Genomic DNA, 15,271 nt, shown 5'->3' with positions numbered 1-15,271 from the left:
GCTTTGGGTGGGTGAGGTGCCCGCGGGGGACTCCGGCCCTAGACAGCCGTTTCGCTGTCGGCAAACATGGAGCCCTAGGGACTTAATGCAAAGTTGAGCGGAGTAGACTCAACTTTAAGACCAGCATGTTCCCGAAAGGAGCTCTCTTTGGACGCCAAATTCACCACCAAGAGCCAGGAGGCTCTGGCGGCAGCCGCCATGAACGCCTCGACGGCGGGCAATCCCCAGCTCGAACCCGCGCACCTGCTCAAGGCGCTGATGGATCAGCGTGAAGGCGTCGCGGTGGCGCTGCTCCGGGCCACCGGATCGGACCCGGACTCGGTCAGCGTCCAGGCCAGCACGGCCATCAAGGCCCTACCGTCCACCTCCGGCAGTTCGGTGCAGCAGCCGCAGTTGTCCCGCACCGCCCTGCAGGCCATCAAGAATGCCCAGAATGAAGCCGAGCGAATCGGCGACAGCTTCGTCTCCACCGAGCACCTGCTCTTGGGGCTGGCCTCCGGCAGTGACACCGTGGGCAAGCTGATGCGCGACGCCGGGGCCTCCCACGAGGCCCTGCTCGCTGCCCTGCCGGGGGTCCGCGGCGACCGCAAGGTTGACACCGCCGACCCCGAAAACACCTTCCAGGCGCTGGAAAAGTACGGCACCGACCTCACTGCCATTGCCCGCGCCGGCAAGCTGGACCCGGTGATCGGCCGCGACGCCGAAATCCGCCGCATCATCCAGGTGCTGAGCCGCCGGACCAAGAACAACCCCGTCATCATCGGCGAGCCCGGCGTCGGCAAGACCGCCGTGGTCGAAGGCCTCGCCCAGCGGATCGTGGCCGGCGACGTCCCCGAGAGCCTGCGCGGCAAGACCCTGATCGCACTGGACCTCGCCTCCATGGTGGCCGGCGCCAAGTACCGCGGCGAATTCGAGGAGCGGCTTAAGGCCGTCCTGGAGGAGATCAAAGGCTCCGAAGGCCAGATCGTCACCTTCATCGACGAGATCCACACCGTGGTCGGGGCCGGTGCGTCCGGGGACAGTTCCATGGACGCCGGCAACATGCTCAAGCCCATGCTGGCCCGCGGCGAGCTCCGGCTGATCGGTGCCACCACCCTGGACGAGTACCGTGAAAACATCGAGAAGGACCCGGCGCTGGAACGCCGCTTCCAGCAGGTCTTCGTCGGGGAGCCGAGCGTGGAGGACACCATTGGCATCCTGCGCGGACTCAAGGAACGCTACGAGGCACACCACAAGGTAGCCATCGCCGACTCCGCCCTCGTCGCCGCCGCGACACTCTCGAACCGCTACATCTCCGGCCGGCAGTTGCCTGACAAGGCCATCGACCTCGTCGACGAGGCCGCTTCCCGGCTGCGGATGGAGATTGATTCCGCCCCGGAGGAAATCGACCAGCTGCGCCGCTCCGTGGACCGCCTCACCATGGAGGAGCTGGCCCTGGCCAACGAGACCGATCCCGCGTCCGTGGAACGGCTGGCCGCGATCCGGGCGGACATGGCGGACAAGAAGGAAGAACTGGCCGGGCTCAACGCCCGCTGGGAAGCTGAGAAAGCCGGCCTGAACCGCGTCGGCGACCTCAAGGCCCGGATCGACGAACTGCGTTCCGCCGCCGAGAAATACCAGCGTGAAGGCGACCTTGAGGCGGCCTCGAGGATTCTGTACGGCGAACTCCCGGCCCTGGAGCGGGAGCTCAACGAGGCTGCCGAAGCGGAGTCGGCCCGGGTGGCCGGGGGCGGCGCCAAGCAGGACCTTATGGTCGCCGAAGAGGTCACCGCCGATGACATCGCCGAGGTGATTTCAGCCTGGACCGGCATTCCCGCCGGGCGCATGCTGCAGGGCGAGAGCCAGAAGCTGCTGGAGATGGAACACGTGCTGGGCGAGCGGCTGATCGGCCAGGCCAAGGCTGTCACCGCGGTCTCCGACGCCGTCCGCCGCGCCCGGGCCGGGATCAGCGACCCCAACCGGCCCACCGGATCGTTCCTCTTCCTCGGCCCCACCGGCGTCGGCAAGACCGAGCTGGCGAAGGCGCTGGCCGACTTCCTGTTCGACGACGAGCGCGCCATGGTGCGCATCGACATGTCCGAGTACTCGGAGAAGCACTCCGTGGCCCGCCTCGTCGGGGCGCCCCCCGGCTACGTCGGCTATGAGGAAGGCGGCCAGCTCACCGAGGCCGTCCGCCGCCGCCCGTACTCCGTGCTGCTGCTGGACGAGGTGGAGAAAGCCCACCCCGAGGTGTTCGACATCCTCCTGCAGGTGCTCGACGACGGCCGCCTCACCGATGGCCAGGGCCGCACCGTGGACTTCCGCAACGTGATCCTGGTCCTGACCTCCAACCTGGGCAGCCAGTTCCTGGTCGACCCGGGCCTGGACGCGAACGCCAAGCGCGAGGCCGTGATGGCCACCGTGCACGCGTCCTTCAAACCCGAGTTCCTGAACCGGCTCGATGAAGTGGTGCTGTTCGACCCGCTGAACGTCGAGGAGCTGTCCCGGATCGTGGAACTGCAGGTCAAGGAACTCGGCGAACGCCTCAAGGGCCGCCGGCTCAACCTGGAAGTGACCGAGGGCGCCCGCGCCTGGCTCGCGGTGACCGGCTTCGATCCGGCCTACGGTGCCCGGCCGCTGCGCAGGCTGGTCCAGCGTGAAATTGGGGACCGGCTGGCCAAGGCCATCCTCGCCGGCGAGATCACAGACGGCGACACCGTGCTTGTGGACACAGCCCCTGACCTCACGGAGCTCACCCTGGGCGGTGCCGAAAGGTCGGGCCGGCCCAATGGCGGCGCCTCCACCGGCAGCGGGCTCTCCGTCCGCCGCAAGGAGTAAGCCCCGCAGCCTCAAACGGAAACTGCCAGCCGGCCCTCGGTCCGGCTGGCAGTTTTGTGTGTGGGGGGCTGTTGCCGTCGTGGCCCGCAGGTTCCGGTGGGGGCCTGTTGCCACGAGGCCCCGGAGGCCCCGCAGGAAGTCCCTAAGGAATCAGCGATTCCATGATGACGTTCCCGTTGTCCGCGGTGACGTAGCAGTCGACGCGGCGGTCGCCGTTGTCCCAGCTCGTGGAGCTCGGGTAGGCGTTGCGCTGCTTCAGGTCGTAGTTGGTGGTGGCAGCGGCCAGCTGCGCATTGCGGCAGGTCTCGCGGCCTTTGTCCTTCAGCGCGGACAGGCCGGGATAGGCGTCCGACTGCTGATAATGGTGGATGGCGATTAGCTGTGCCGAGTGCCCCGCGGTGCAATCCACGATGGTGGACTGCGGCGCCTCCGGGTCGAAGTCCTTGAAGCAGTCGCCGAGCTGGAAGTCCAGCGGGCCCACCCCTTCCAGCGGAAGCGGCCCGCGGCTCGCGGGGGCCGACGGCGTCGTGGCGGCCGCGGGGGAGGCGCCCGCGTCAGGCTGCTTGCTGCCGCCGCCGCCCAGCGACGTCAACCACCAGATCAGCAGACCCATAACGACGACGGCGGCAACGGCGCCACCGATTCTCGCGGGGCTTTGCCGGCTTACCAGACCAGCCAGCTGCGATGCCTTTTCCGAAGCCGCACTGCCGGCACCCGCGAGGGCGGCGCCGGCGGACCCCATGGCTCCCCGGGCGTCCCGGTCACCCCGGCGCTGGCGCGGGTCGGGCTGCCCGGCATCGGGCCGGCTGACCGGCGGCTCGGACGGGCGGGCGGGCTGCGCCGCGGGGGCAGCCAGCGGTACAACCGGCGTCGCGGACGTCGGCGGCGTCGACGGCTTCGGCGGAACGGCAGACGGCTCGGAAGCCGGCACCGCCGGTGCGGCAGGGACTGGCCGTTCTCCGGGTGCGCCGGCAGCGGAAACCCTGGGCCCGCCGCCGGGCCTTTCGTTCTCTTCGGTCACTGAGAATTCACCACTTCCGTGCATCTTTTCCGCGGCTGGGCGCCCGCCGGAGGGACCCGTTTCCGGAAGTCCACTACGGAACTCTATCTAAGATGCCGGGCGGGCTGCACGCCGCCGGGGAGCCGCCGGGGGTTACAGCGCGCGCCACACTGTCCATGGCGGCCGCCGCGGGGAGCAGTTACCGCTGAAAGCATGTAATCTAGGTGTACGACAAATTGACCAAACATTCCGGGGCCTCACTAACGCCAATGGTGACCACCTCCGGTCCGAGTACAAAAGGGGGTCACGCCATGGGGCGCGGCCGTCAAAAGGCAAAAGCTACCAAGCAGGCTCGGGATATTAAGTACTATTCCCCGAACACTGACTACACTGCGCTTCAGCGTGAGCTTAAAAGCTCTGAGGTTCGTGCACCGAGTCGGTTCTCGAATGAGCCTGTAGAGCCGGATTATTCGGCCTATGTGGACAAGTACGCGGACGATGTGGAAGAGGACGACGACGAGGTAGATTCCCGTCGGATAGGTTAGTCGACACTTCTTTCCGGCATGCACCTCCGCTAGCGGATTGCCGACCACATGATTTCAGGCCCGCCGGCCACTCCCAGCAATGGGCGTGGACGGCGGGTTTTCTGCTCCGGAAGGACTGCCATGACCATTCGCGCGGGGTTCACCGACGGCGAGATCTGCTGGACGGACCTGCAGACCAGTGACGTCGTGGCGGCCAAGGCCTTCTACGCCGCCGTGTTCGGCTGGCGCTACGAGGACGTGCCCACCCCCGGCGGGCGCAGCTACGCGCAGGCTTTCCTCGGCGGGGACCTGGTCACCGTGATCGCGCCGCAGAACCCGCAGCAGCAGGCCGCCGCAGCGCCCGGGCAGTGGAACGTGTACTTCGCGTCCTCCGATGCCCGGGAGCTCGCCGACGGGCTGGTCCATGCCGGCGGCAGCCTGGAGTTCGGCCCCGAGCCGGTGGGCGGCACCGGGGTGATGGTCTTCTTCGCCCCGCCCGGAGGGGGAACCACCGGCGCGTGGCAGGCCGGGAGCCACTTCGGTGCCGGCCGCAGCGGGGAACCCGGTGCCCTGGCGTGGGCCGAACTGCTCACGCCCGAGCCGCAGTCCGCCGTCGGATTCTTCCAGCAGTTGTTTGGGCATGACGTCACGGAATATCCGCAGGACGACGGCGGCAGGTACACCACGCTGATGGTGGACGGCGCGGAGGTGGCCGGGATCGCCGCAGTCCCCGCGGGGGCCGAGGGCACGCTCAAACCGGGGTGGCAGGTGTACTTCGGGGTGTCCAGCGTCGCCGAAGCGGTCGCAGCGGCCGTGGCTGCCGGCGGCACGGTGTTGATTGAACCGGACGAGGTCGAGGAAGCCGGCACCATTGCCACCCTCGAGGATCCGCAGGGCGGCGTGTTCAGCGTCCTGGAGGTCTGAGCCCGCGGACAGAGATCGAGCTTAAACAGATCGAGTGCTCCACAACCGCCGTTTTGGACCTGCTAAACGGCGGTTTGGGCCCACGCCGGCAGGGTTCCCTGGCCGAGCTTGCGAGGCGAGGGAGCCGGTGGGGAGCACTCGATGAGGTTTAGGCGTAGGTGTTGACCAGCCGGACGGCGCCGCCGTCGACGCCCTTGGCACCCTGGACATAGTCCGGGCCGGTCTTGACGATCGAGTCAGAATTCTGCTCCACGGTGCCCATGACCCAGGCCGGCAGCCCGCGTTCGTTGAGGCGGTTCACCGCAGCGTCGGCAGCCTCGGGCGAGACGATCGCGACCATGCCCACGCCAAGGTTCAGCGTGCGCTCCAGGTCGGCCAGCGGGACGTTGCCCAGTTCGGCGACGAGCCGGAAGATGGCCGGGAGCTGCCAGGTGGCGCGGTCCACGGTGGCCAGCAGGCCCTGCGGCAGGACGCGGGCCAGGTTGGCGGCGAGGCCGCCACCGGTCACGTGGCTGAAGCCGTGCACGGCCTGGCCGGCGGCGGAGCCGCTCACCGGGAAGGCGCGGGCCAGGTCCAGGCAGTCGGCGGCGTAGACGCGGGTCGGTTCCAGGAGTTCCTCGCCCAGCGTGCGGCTGAATTCGGAGACGTGGCGGTCCAGGGCCCAGCCGGCGTGGTTGATGACGCGGCGGACCAGGGAGTAGCCGTTGGAATGCAGGCCCGATGAGGCCATGCCGATCACCACGTCGCCGGCGCGGACTCGGTCCGGGCCCAGCAGGTCGGCGGCTTCGACAACACCGGTGGCGGCACCGGCGACGTCGTACTCATGCTCACCCAGCAGGCCCGGGTGCTCGGCGGTTTCGCCGCCTACCAGGGCGGTGCCGGCGACGGAGCAGGCGGCCGCGATGCCACGGACGATGTCCGCGATGCGCTCCGGGACGACCTTGCCGCAGGCGATGTAGTCGGTCATGTACAGCGGCTCGGCGCCCACCACCACGATGTCATCGACCACCATGCCGACGAGGTCGAAGCCGATGGTGTCGTGGATGTCCATGGCCTGTGCGATGGCAACCTTGGTGCCGACGCCGTCGGTGGAGGTGGCCAGCAGCGGGCGCTTGTAGGTGAGCAGCTTCGAGACGTCATAGAGGCCGGCGAAACCGCCGACGCCGCCGATCACCGAGGAGTTATGGGTGGCCTTGACGGCATCCTTCATGAGTTCGACGGCGCGGTCGCCCGCCTCGACGTCGACGCCGGCGGAGGCGTAGGTGATGCCGACGGCGTTCTGGGCGGCGTTCATGTCAGCGGCCGGGGAAGCGGAAGTCATACGGGCTCTTTCTTGTCGGCAGCAATGGAACGATCAATGCGATCGTCATCGGTGAGCAGTTCTTCGAATTCGGCGTCCGGGCCCGGATCGCAGCCGGTGGCACCGGGCTTTTCGGCCGGATCCTCCTCGGAGCTGATACCGGCGGCCGCTTCGGCGGCGGTTTCCGACGCTGCGGCGCCGAGGGCGGCGTCCCCGGCGGCGGCGGGGAGGCCGCCGAGATCGGTGCGTTCGAGCAGGTTCTTGCCCAGCTTGTCAGCGCCCGGGAGCTCGATCGGGTACTGGCCGGTGAAGCAGGCGGTGCACAGGCGTTCGCGCGGCTGGCGGGTGGCGTCGATCATGCCGTCTTCGGAGATGTAGGCCAGCGAGTCGGCGCCGATGGCCTGGGAAATTTCCTCGATCGTGGCGCCGTTGGCGATCAGCTCCGCGCGGGACGCGAAGTCGATGCCGTAGAAGCAGGGCCACTGCACCGGCGGGGAGGAGATCTTCACGTGGACGGAGGCGGCGCCGGCTTCGCGGAGCATCCGGACGATCGCGCGCTGGGTGTTGCCGCGGACAATCGAGTCGTCGACGACGACGACGCGCTTGCCGCGGATCACGGATTCCAGCGCGTTGAGCTTGAGCCGGATGCCGAGCTGGCGCAGGGTCTGTGAGGGCTGGATGAAGGTCCGGCCGACGTAGGCGTTTTTGACGAAGCCGTGGGCGAAGGGGATGCCGGATTCCTCGGCGTAGCCCACCGCCGCGGGGGTGCCCGATTCCGGGACCGGGATGACGATGTCCGCTTCCTGGGTGTTTTCGCGGGCCAGCTGGCGGCCCATCTCTACGCGGGACTCGTACACGGAGCGCCCGGCAATGGAGGCGTCCGGGCGGGCGAGGTAAACATATTCGAAGACGCAGCCGGCCGGCGTCGCCTCGGCGAAGCGCTGGGAGCGGACGCCGTCCTCGTCGATCGCGATGAACTCGCCGGGCTCGATTTCGCGGATGAAGCTGGCGCCGACCGTGGCGAGGGCGGACTGCTCGGAGGCGACCACCCAGCCGCGCTCCAGCCGGCCCAGGCAGAGCGGGCGGATTCCGTACGTGTCGCGGGCCGCGTAGAGGGTGCCTTCATCCATGAAGACGAAGCAGAAGCCGCCTTTGATCTTGGGCAGCAGCTCCATGGCGGTCTGTTCGAGCGACTTGCCCTCTTCGCCCTCCAGCAGGGCCGTGACGAGGGCGGTGTCCGAGGTGTTACCCTGCTTCATTTCGCCGGTGAGCTGGCCGCCGTTGCGGTCCACGATCATGGCCTTGAGCTCGGCGGTGTTGGTCAGGTTGCCGTTGTGGGCCAGGGCCACGGTGCCGGTCGCGGTCGCGCCCAGGGTGGGCTGCGCATTGGCCCAGTGGCTGGCGCCGGTGGTGGAGTAACGGCAGTGGCCGACGGCCAGGTGCCCGGTCAGGGTGTTCAGCGTGGTCTCGTCGAAGACCTGGGAGACGAGTCCCATGTCCTTGTAGACGTTGATCCGCTTGCCGTCGCTGGTGGCTATACCAGCCGACTCCTGACCGCGGTGCTGCAGTGCATACAGCCCGTAATAGGTGAGTTTTGCAACCTCTTCGCCGGGAGCCCAGACCCCGAAGACGCCACATGCGTCCTGAGGGCCCTTTTCGCCAGGGAGAAGGTCATGAGAGAGTTTTCCATCGCCGCGTGCCACTGGTCGATTATCTCACGTTGTGCGCTGGGACTTTCCCGGCGGCCGTTTTATGACCTGCGGCCGGCTCAGGTGCCTGGCCGGTCCTCAGTGTCTGGAACGGAATCGGGCACGGATTCGACGACGGCGCGCTGGGCCCGGCGGACACTCACACGGTCCAGGACGAGCGCCACGAGGCCACCCACAATTACGCCGCCCGCTCCGCACATGATCATAAAGAAGCCGAACACGGCGCTGGCATCGTAGCTTTCATCGCCAGGGAGGCCGTAGGCGAGGAACGCGGCCACACCGAAGCCCAGGAGCCCGCCCAGGACCAGGAACGGCACGTACTTCGGCGCCCGGCGCACGGTGATTTCACGCCGTTCGGGGACGTGCTGCTCGCCTGTGGTGCCGGAGTTTTCGGGGATAGACATGCCGTTAAGCCTACTGCCCCGGCAACCATTGCGACCGCGGGGCGGCGGGAGCACACTAGTGGTTGGGGGAGGGCACGGAACAGCCAAGGAGCGCCATGTCAGCCTCAGCAGAGCGGATCACGGACCAGCAGCGCAGCACCTGGGATGAGTTTTCCACCGGCTGGCGAAAATGGGACGCCGAAGTTCTCGGCTGGCACGCACCCTTCGGCGATGCCGTTATCCAGGAAGCGCGGCTCCGCCCGGACTCCGCCGTCCTGGACGTCGCAAGCGGAACCGGCGAACCAGGCCTCACCGCTGCCGCTCTCGTTCCGCGCGGCAGCGTCGTCCTGCTGGACCTGTCCGAGGGGATGCTCCGGGTCGCGTCCGAGAAGGCAGCGGCCCGCGGCCTGAAGAACGTGCGCACCGTCGTCGGCGACGCCGCGGACCTGCCTTTCGACGACAGCACCTTCGATGCCGTGCTCTGCCGCTTCGGATTTATGTTCTTCCCCAACGTGTCCTCCGCGCTGGCGGAAATGGTGCGCGTGGCCAAGCCGGGCGCTAGGATCAGCGCCGCCGTCTGGAGCCGCGCCGCCGAGAACCCCTGGGCCACACTGATCCTCGGGACGATCGCCCGCCACACCGAAATTCCGGTGCCGCCTCCGGGCCCGCCTGGCCTGTTCCACTGCGCTGCTCCGGGGTACATGGGCCGGGTCTTCAGGGAGGCCGGACTGGTCGACGTCAGCGAGCGGAAGGTCAGCACGGACCTGGTCAAGGCGTCACCGGAGCTCTACTGGCAGTTCATGACCGAGATCGCGACTACAGTGGCCGTGGGGCTGGCGCAGGCTGACCGGTACACCCGGGAGCTGATCCGATCCGACGTCTTCCAGCTGCTTGGCCGCTACGAACACGGCGGGGCCATCCGGCTCCGGTCCACGGCCACCATTGTGGCCGGGACACGGGTGTAACCGGTTTCCGCGGCGATTTCGGGCAGCCGCGGCACGGATCCGGGGTGCGCGCGTCCGAAAGCGCCGCGGAACCGCGGGGTGCCTAGACGCCCAGCTCTTCCTTCAGTGCGGCAACGTGGCCCTGCGCCTTGACCTGGTACTGCGCCAGCTTCACCTTGCCCTCGGGGTCGAGCACTACGGTGGAGCGGACGATCGCCTCGGTGACCTCGCCGTTGACCAGTTTCTCGCCCCAGGCGCCGTAGGCCAGCGCCACAGCATGGTCCTCGTCCGCGAGCAGCGGGAAAGTCAGGGCGAAGTCGCCGGTAAAGTGCGCCAGCGCCTCGGGTGCGTCGGGGGAAATGCCCAGCACTTCATAGCCCGAACCCTGCAGGGAGGCCAGGCTGTCGCGGAAATCGCAGGCCTCGGTGGTGCAACCGGGGGTGGCAGCCTTGGGGTAGAAGTACACGATGACGTTTTTGCCGCGGTAATCGGCCAGCGCGACCTTCTGCCCCGCGGCGTCCGGAAGCGTGAATTCCGGGGCGGAGGTTCCGGGCTGGAGCTTGACGGTCGGGTTGGCGCTCATGGGAATCCTTCGGGGGTGGGAGGTCTTTGGAGGGTCTGTCGGTGGAGCTCTGGGGACAAAGAGGGGCTGCTGATGCACAACTCCTGGTTCAGATGCTGTATTCCGCCGGCCCGCGCACTTTGACACAGGGGCCGGGCACGAACTGGTAGCCGCCGCCGCGCACCGTGGTGATGGCATGCCGCCCGCCGCGCAATTTGCGCCGCACCCGGCCCACGTACACATCGATGGAACGGGACGCCGCCGCGGGGGAATCAAAAGATTCGAGGAACAGCCGGAGCTCCTCCCGGTCCACGGTGCGGGAGCAGTGCTCCACAAGGTACCGCAGCAGTTTGAACTCGACGCCGGTGAGCGGGACCCGCTGTCCGTCCAGCTGCACCTCGCCCGCGGCAAGGTCCACGCACACCAGGCAGGCGGGACCGGCCGACGGCGGCAGGCGGGTGGCGCCGCCGTCGTCCTCCTGCGGGGAGTCCTCCGCAGCGGACGACGACGGCACGGGATATCCGCCGTCGGCGGACGTCGCAGCCCCGGCGGCAGGCCAGAGCTGGACTTCCGCCCCCGGGGCAATCTTCAGGGCGTGCGCCAGCAGCAGTGCCGCGGCCCGCGCTATGACGGCGTCATCGAGGTCCTGGCCGGCACCGGGCGTTACCCACACGGCCAGGCCGCGGGCGCTGAGACGCGGCCCGGCGTGCGGACCCGGATCCCGGCGCACATACATGCCTCTTGGGGAATGGGCTTCGGTTGCCATGGAAGCCGTCAGACTCCGCCGCGGCGGAGCAGCCGTCCGCTGGGAGTGCGGCCGTCGATTTCGTGGCCGCGCAGGAAGGTCCGGCGGACCACACCGGAGAGCGCCTTGCCGTCATACGGGGTGATGGGGTTCTTGTGCTTGAGCTTGGAGACGTCCACCACGAAGGCCTCGTCCGGCGCGAAGACGGAGAAATCGGCGTCGTAGCCGAGGGCCAACTGTCCCTTGGTGGTCAGCCTGGCCAGGGCAGCGGGCTTGCCGGCCATCCAGGACACCACCTGTTCCAGCGGGATGCCGCGGTGCCGGGCCTCAGTCCAAATCAGGGACAGGCCCAGCTGGAGCGAGGATACCCCGCCCCAGGCCACGGCGAAGTCGCCGTTTTCCAGGTCCTTGAGGTCCAGGGTGGACGGGGAGTGGTCCGAGACGATGCAGTCGATGGTGCCCTCCAGCAGACCCTGCCAGAGCAGTTCCCGGTTGGAGGCCTCGCGGATGGGTGGGCAGCACTTGTACGCGGTGGCGCCGTCCGGGATTTCCTCGGCCATCAGGGTGAGGTAGTGCGGGCAGGTCTCCACGGTGAGCTTCACGCCGTCGCGCTTGGCGCTGGCGATCATGGGCAGGGCGTCCGAGGAGGACAGGTGCAGGATGTGCGCCCGCGCGCCGGTCCAGCGGGCCCGTTCGATCACCTCGGCAATGGCCTTGTTCTCGGCGCCGCGGGGGCGTGAGGCCAGGAAGGTGGCGTAGTGGTCGCCGCCGGGGTGCGGGGCGCGGTCGATCGCGTGCGAATCCTCGGCATGGACGATCATGAGCGAGTCAAAGGACTTCAGCTCCGCCATGTCCTCTTCCATCTCATCCGCTTCCAGGTGCGGGAATTCGTCCACGCCGGAGTGCAGGAGGAAACACTTGAACCCGAAGACGCCCTCGTCGTGCAGCGGCCGCAGGTCCGCCTTGTTGCCGGGTACAGCACCGCCCCAGAAGCCCACGTCAACAAAGGCCTGGTCCTCGGCCACTTCGCGCTTGAGCTTGAGGCCTTCCACAGTGGTGGTGGGCGGGATGGAGTTCAGCGGCATGTCGATGATGGTGGTCACGCCGCCCGCGGCGGCTGCGCGGGTGGCGGAGGCGAAGCCCTCCCACTCGGTGCGGCCGGGTTCGTTGACGTGCACGTGGGTGTCCACGAGGCCGGGAAGGAGAGTCTCGTCGTCGGCCAGTTCAATGATCTCGGTGCCGGCCAGGCCGTTGCCCAGCGGTTCCAGGGCCACGATCCTGCCGCCGCGGACGCCTACTTCGCGCGGGGCGAATCCGGCGGTGGTGAGGATGCGCCGGCCGCGGATGACCAGGTCAAAACGTTCTTCAGACACGGAGGTCCTCCTTGGTATGGGCGGTGCCTGTGGGCTTTTCGGCCGCCAGCCAGCCGCTGATCCGGGTGCCCAGCTGCTCCAGAAGCACTCCCGCTTCTGCTATGCACCTGTCTACATTGCTTTCCAGCGCGGTCAAAGCATAAACGTCCTCGAAGCCGGCGGCGGCCGCCTGGCCGGGGGCCAGCGTGGTCCGGCCGCAGACGGCGATCACGGGCACGCCCTGCGCGGCCGCGGCCCGGGCCACCCCGATGGGGGTCTTGCCCAGCAGGCTCTGTTCGTCCAGGCTTCCCTCGCCGGTGATCACCAGGTCGGCGCCGGCCAGGCGTTCGGCCAGGCCGGTGAAGCCGAGGACCACGTCGATGCCCGGGCGCCGGGTGGCGGCCAGAACGGCGATGGCCGCGAAGCCTACACCGCCTGCCGCCCCGGCGCCGGGCGCTTCGGCTGCCTTAACAGCACGGAATCCGATCTCCCTGGCCAGGACTTCGACAAACCTGGCCAGGGCGGCGTCGAGCATGTCGACATCCTGTTGTGTGGCGCCCTTCTGCGGGCCGAAAACCGCCGCGGCGCCCTGGGCGCCCAGCAGGGGGTTGTCGACGTCGGACGCCAGCACAAAGCGTGTATCCACCAGACGGGGTTCAAAGTCGGTGAAGTCGATGCTGTGGAGATTGGCCAGCGCGGCACCGCCGGACGGGAGTTCGTTGCCCTGGCGGTCCAGGAACCTGGCGCCGAGCCCCTGCAGGAGTCCGGCGCCGCCGTCGGTATTTGCGCTTCCCCCAACGCCCAGCACAATGCGGCGGCAGCCCTCATCCAGGGCGGCGCGGATCAGCTGTCCGGTGCCCCGGCTGGTGGCCGTGGCGGCTGTTTCCGGATCCGGCCGGCCGCCGGCCATGACCTGCGGCAAGAGCGCGAGCCCTGAGGCGGTGGCCATTTCGATGACGGCCTCGTGGTTCCGGACGGCGAAGTCCGCGTCCACGGGTTCGCCGGTGGGGCCGGCCACCGTGACGGTGCGGCGGGTGAAACCGGAGCCGACGGCGGCGTCGAGGGTGCCCTCGCCGCCGTCGGCCACGGGAATCCGGATGACGTCAAGGTTGCCTCCGGAGCCCGCCTGCAGGCCCTTTTCCAGGTGCCTGCAGACGTCCGGGGCGGAGAGGGATCCCTTGAACTTGTCCGGCGCAATGACGATCCGCATGGTTTAGGCCTGCAGTGCCAGGATAGCGGTGGGGGCGTCCGCAGCGGTTTCGGCCAGTTCCTCGAACTCGTTCACGGCGTTGATTTCCACGCCCATGGAGATGTTGGTGATTTTCTCCAGGATCACTTCAACCACCACGGGAACCTGGAACTCGCCCATCATGGCCTTGGCCTTATCGAAGGCGGAGGCGAGGTCGTTGGGGTCTTCCACCCGGATGGCCTTGCAGCCCAGGCCCTCGGCCACCTTGATGTGGTCCACGCCGTAGCCGCTCGCGGTCGCGGAGAGACCGGTGGAGTTGATGTTCTCGAACGCCAGGGAGACGTTCTGTTCCATGTTGAAGCCGCGCTGGGACTGGCGGATCAGGCCCAGGTAGGAGTTGTTCACCACCACGTGGACGTAGGGCAGGTTGAACTGCGCGCCGACGGCCAGTTCCTCGATCATGAACTGGAAATCGTAGTCACCGGACAGGGCGACGACGGTCTCCTCCGGCTTGCCGCGCACCACGCCCAGGGCGGCCGGGGCGGTCCAGCCCAGGGGGCCGGCCTGGCCGGCGTTGATCCACTTGCGCGGCCCGAACACGTGCAGCATCTGGGCGCCGGCAATCTGGGACAGGCCGATCGTGGAGACGTAGGTGGTGTCCTTGCCGAAGGCTTTGTTCATCTCCTCGTACACGCGCTGCGGCTTGATGGGGATGTTCTCGAAGTGGGTCTTGCGGTGCATCGTGGCCTTGCGCCCGGCGCACTCGGCGGCCCAGCCGGAGTAATCCGGCAGGGTGCCCGCGGCCTGGCGTTCCCGGGCCAGTTCAACGAGGCCCGCCAGGGCGGCCCCGGCGTCGGAGGCGATGCCCAGGTCCGGGGAGAAGACGCGGCCGATCTGCGTCGGCTCGATGTCGATGTGCACGAACGTGCGGCCGGCCGTGTAGGTGTCCAGGCCTCCGGTGTGGCGGTTGGCCCAGCGGTTGCCGATGCCGATGACGAAGTCGGAGGCGAGCATGGTCTCGTTGCCGTACCGGTGGCTCGTCTGCAGGCCCACCATGCCGGCCATCAGCGGGTGGTTGTCGGCGATGGCGCCCCAGCCCATCAGGGTGGGGATGACCGGAACGCCCAGCAGCTCTGCCAGTTCCACCAGTTCCGCGGACGCGCCGGCGTTGATGATGCCGCCGCCGGCCACGATCAGCGGGTGCTTCGCAGCAGTCAGCAGGTCCAGGGCTTTCTCCAGCTGCCGGCGGCTGGCCCGCGGCTTCTCGACGGCCAGGGGTTCGTAAGTGTCGATGTCGAATTCAATCTCGGCCAGCTGCACGTCGATGGGCAGGTCCAGCAGCACCGGACCCGGGCGGCCGGAGCGCATCAGCTGGAAGGCCTTCTGGAAGGCGCCGGGCACCTGGCCGGGTTCCAGGATGGTCATGGCCATCTTGGTGACCGGCTTGGCGATGGACTCGATGTCCACGGCCTGGAAGTCTTCCTTGTGCAGTTTGGCCACGGGGGCCTGGCCGGTGATGCAGAGCATCGGGATGGAATCGGCCCAGGCCGCGTACAGGCCGGTGATCATGTCCGTGCCGGCCGGCCCGGAGGTGCCGATGCAGATGCCGATGTTGCCGTCCTTGGCCCGGCTGTAGCCGTCGGCCATGTGGCTGGCGCCTTCAACGTGGCGGGCCAGGGTGTGGCGGATCCCGCCGTGGTTCCGCATGGCGGAGTAGAACGGGTTGATGGCCGCCCCTGGCAGGCCGAACGCCTCGGTGGCGCCCTCCTTTTCCAGGATGGCGACGGCAGCGTCTACGGTGCGCATCTTAGTCATGGTGTAC

General features: G+C 68.3%; 13 protein-coding genes. 4 read left to right on the top strand and 9 right to left on the bottom strand.

Translation table 11 applies throughout. The features are described 5' to 3' along the window. Nucleotides 1-147: 147 nt before the first annotated feature. A complete protein-coding gene (clpB, locus tag BJQ90_RS03460; protein WP_226758918.1) occupies nucleotides 148-2,817 on the top strand; it encodes an ATP-dependent chaperone ClpB in 2,670 nt (889 codons plus the stop codon). A gap of 142 nt (nucleotides 2,818-2,959) precedes the next feature. On the opposite strand, the gene BJQ90_RS22660 is transcribed toward clpB, so the two are convergent. Beyond that, on the bottom strand, nucleotides 2,960-3,838 hold the full coding sequence (locus BJQ90_RS22660; protein ID WP_226758917.1) for a septum formation family protein: 879 nt from the start codon (nucleotides 3,836-3,838) through the stop codon (nucleotides 2,960-2,962). Between the two features lie 290 nt (nucleotides 3,839-4,128). Between BJQ90_RS22660 and BJQ90_RS03450 the strand changes: the two genes are divergently transcribed. Together BJQ90_RS03450 and BJQ90_RS03445 are read left to right on the top strand one after the other, a co-directional pair. Continuing rightward, nucleotides 4,129-4,362, top strand: coding sequence for a DUF3073 domain-containing protein (locus BJQ90_RS03450; RefSeq protein WP_024364970.1), 234 nt, complete (start codon nucleotides 4,129-4,131; stop codon nucleotides 4,360-4,362). A 120-nt stretch (nucleotides 4,363-4,482) separates the two neighbouring features. Next, the gene (locus BJQ90_RS03445; protein WP_226758916.1) at nucleotides 4,483-5,265 is read left to right on the top strand and encodes a VOC family protein; all 783 of its coding nucleotides are present in this window, start codon (nucleotides 4,483-4,485) and stop codon (nucleotides 5,263-5,265) included. A gap of 148 nt (nucleotides 5,266-5,413) precedes the next feature. Here the strand turns inward: BJQ90_RS03445 and purM are convergent, their stop codons facing one another. The 3 genes from purM to BJQ90_RS03430 form a co-directional block, all read right to left on the bottom strand. Then, nucleotides 5,414-6,586: a phosphoribosylformylglycinamidine cyclo-ligase gene (purM, locus tag BJQ90_RS03440; RefSeq protein ID WP_226758915.1), complete on the bottom strand. Its 1,173-nt coding sequence runs from the start codon at nucleotides 6,584-6,586 to the stop codon at nucleotides 5,414-5,416. After that, complete coding sequence (gene purF / locus BJQ90_RS03435) at nucleotides 6,583-8,268, bottom strand: amidophosphoribosyltransferase (RefSeq protein WP_226758914.1); 1,686 nt, start codon at nucleotides 8,266-8,268, stop codon at nucleotides 6,583-6,585. Before purF ends, purM begins: the two co-directional genes overlap by 4 nt. A 65-nt stretch (nucleotides 8,269-8,333) precedes the next feature. Further along, on the bottom strand, nucleotides 8,334-8,678 hold the full coding sequence (locus BJQ90_RS03430; protein ID WP_226758913.1) for a hypothetical protein: 345 nt from the start codon (nucleotides 8,676-8,678) through the stop codon (nucleotides 8,334-8,336). 95 nt (nucleotides 8,679-8,773) lie between these two features. Between BJQ90_RS03430 and BJQ90_RS03425 the strand changes: the two genes are divergently transcribed. Beyond that, complete coding sequence (locus BJQ90_RS03425; protein WP_226758912.1) at nucleotides 8,774-9,622, top strand: class I SAM-dependent methyltransferase; 849 nt, start codon at nucleotides 8,774-8,776, stop codon at nucleotides 9,620-9,622. 82 nt (nucleotides 9,623-9,704) lie between these two features. Here the strand turns inward: BJQ90_RS03425 and bcp are convergent, their stop codons facing one another. The 5 genes from bcp to gcl form a co-directional block, all read right to left on the bottom strand. Then, nucleotides 9,705-10,184 (bottom strand): thioredoxin-dependent thiol peroxidase, encoded by a 480-nt coding sequence (bcp, locus tag BJQ90_RS03420; RefSeq protein WP_226758911.1) that lies wholly within the window; start codon nucleotides 10,182-10,184, stop codon nucleotides 9,705-9,707. A gap of 88 nt (nucleotides 10,185-10,272) precedes the next feature. Then, a complete protein-coding gene (locus tag BJQ90_RS03415; protein WP_226758910.1) occupies nucleotides 10,273-10,929 on the bottom strand; it encodes a winged helix-turn-helix domain-containing protein in 657 nt (218 codons plus the stop codon). An 8-nt stretch (nucleotides 10,930-10,937) separates the two neighbouring features. Continuing rightward, entirely contained in the window at nucleotides 10,938-12,281 is a 1,344-nt protein-coding gene (gene allB, locus BJQ90_RS03410) for an allantoinase AllB (RefSeq protein ID WP_226758909.1), read from the bottom strand. After that, nucleotides 12,274-13,470, bottom strand: coding sequence for a glycerate kinase (locus tag BJQ90_RS03405; RefSeq protein ID WP_226758908.1), 1,197 nt, complete (start codon nucleotides 13,468-13,470; stop codon nucleotides 12,274-12,276). The genes allB and BJQ90_RS03405 overlap by 8 nt, the downstream gene beginning before the upstream one ends. A gap of 3 nt (nucleotides 13,471-13,473) precedes the next feature. After that, the gene (gene gcl / locus BJQ90_RS03400) at nucleotides 13,474-15,264 is read right to left on the bottom strand and encodes a glyoxylate carboligase (protein WP_226758907.1); all 1,791 of its coding nucleotides are present in this window, start codon (nucleotides 15,262-15,264) and stop codon (nucleotides 13,474-13,476) included. Between the last annotated feature and the right edge of the window lie 7 nt (nucleotides 15,265-15,271).

The organism is Arthrobacter sp. SO3 (genome assembly GCF_020532825.1).
GTDB lineage: Bacteria > Actinomycetota > Actinomycetes > Actinomycetales > Micrococcaceae > Arthrobacter.
The sequence above is the reverse complement of the archived record's forward strand: the minus strand, read 5'-3'. Positions and strand labels throughout refer to the sequence as shown.

Bases quoted from the DNA above. Each gene is read 5' to 3' on its own strand.
- BJQ90_RS03450 (WP_024364970.1), top strand. From the start codon at position 4,129: ATGGGGCGCGGCCGTCAAAAGGCAAAAGCTACCAAGCAGGCTCGGGAT.
- BJQ90_RS03445 (WP_226758916.1), top strand. From the start codon at position 4,483: ATGACCATTCGCGCGGGGTTCACCGACGGCGAGATCTGCTGGACGGAC.
- purM (WP_226758915.1), bottom strand. From the start codon at position 6,586: ATGACTTCCGCTTCCCCGGCCGCTGACATGAACGCCGCCCAGAACGCC.
- BJQ90_RS03430 (WP_226758913.1), bottom strand. From the start codon at position 8,678: ATGTCTATCCCCGAAAACTCCGGCACCACAGGCGAGCAGCACGTCCCC.
- BJQ90_RS03425 (WP_226758912.1), top strand. From the start codon at position 8,774: ATGTCAGCCTCAGCAGAGCGGATCACGGACCAGCAGCGCAGCACCTGG.
- bcp (WP_226758911.1), bottom strand. From the start codon at position 10,184: ATGAGCGCCAACCCGACCGTCAAGCTCCAGCCCGGAACCTCCGCCCCG.
- BJQ90_RS03415 (WP_226758910.1), bottom strand. From the start codon at position 10,929: ATGGCAACCGAAGCCCATTCCCCAAGAGGCATGTATGTGCGCCGGGAT.
- BJQ90_RS03405 (WP_226758908.1), bottom strand. From the start codon at position 13,470: ATGCGGATCGTCATTGCGCCGGACAAGTTCAAGGGATCCCTCTCCGCC.
- gcl (WP_226758907.1), bottom strand. From the start codon at position 15,264: ATGACTAAGATGCGCACCGTAGACGCTGCCGTCGCCATCCTGGAAAAG.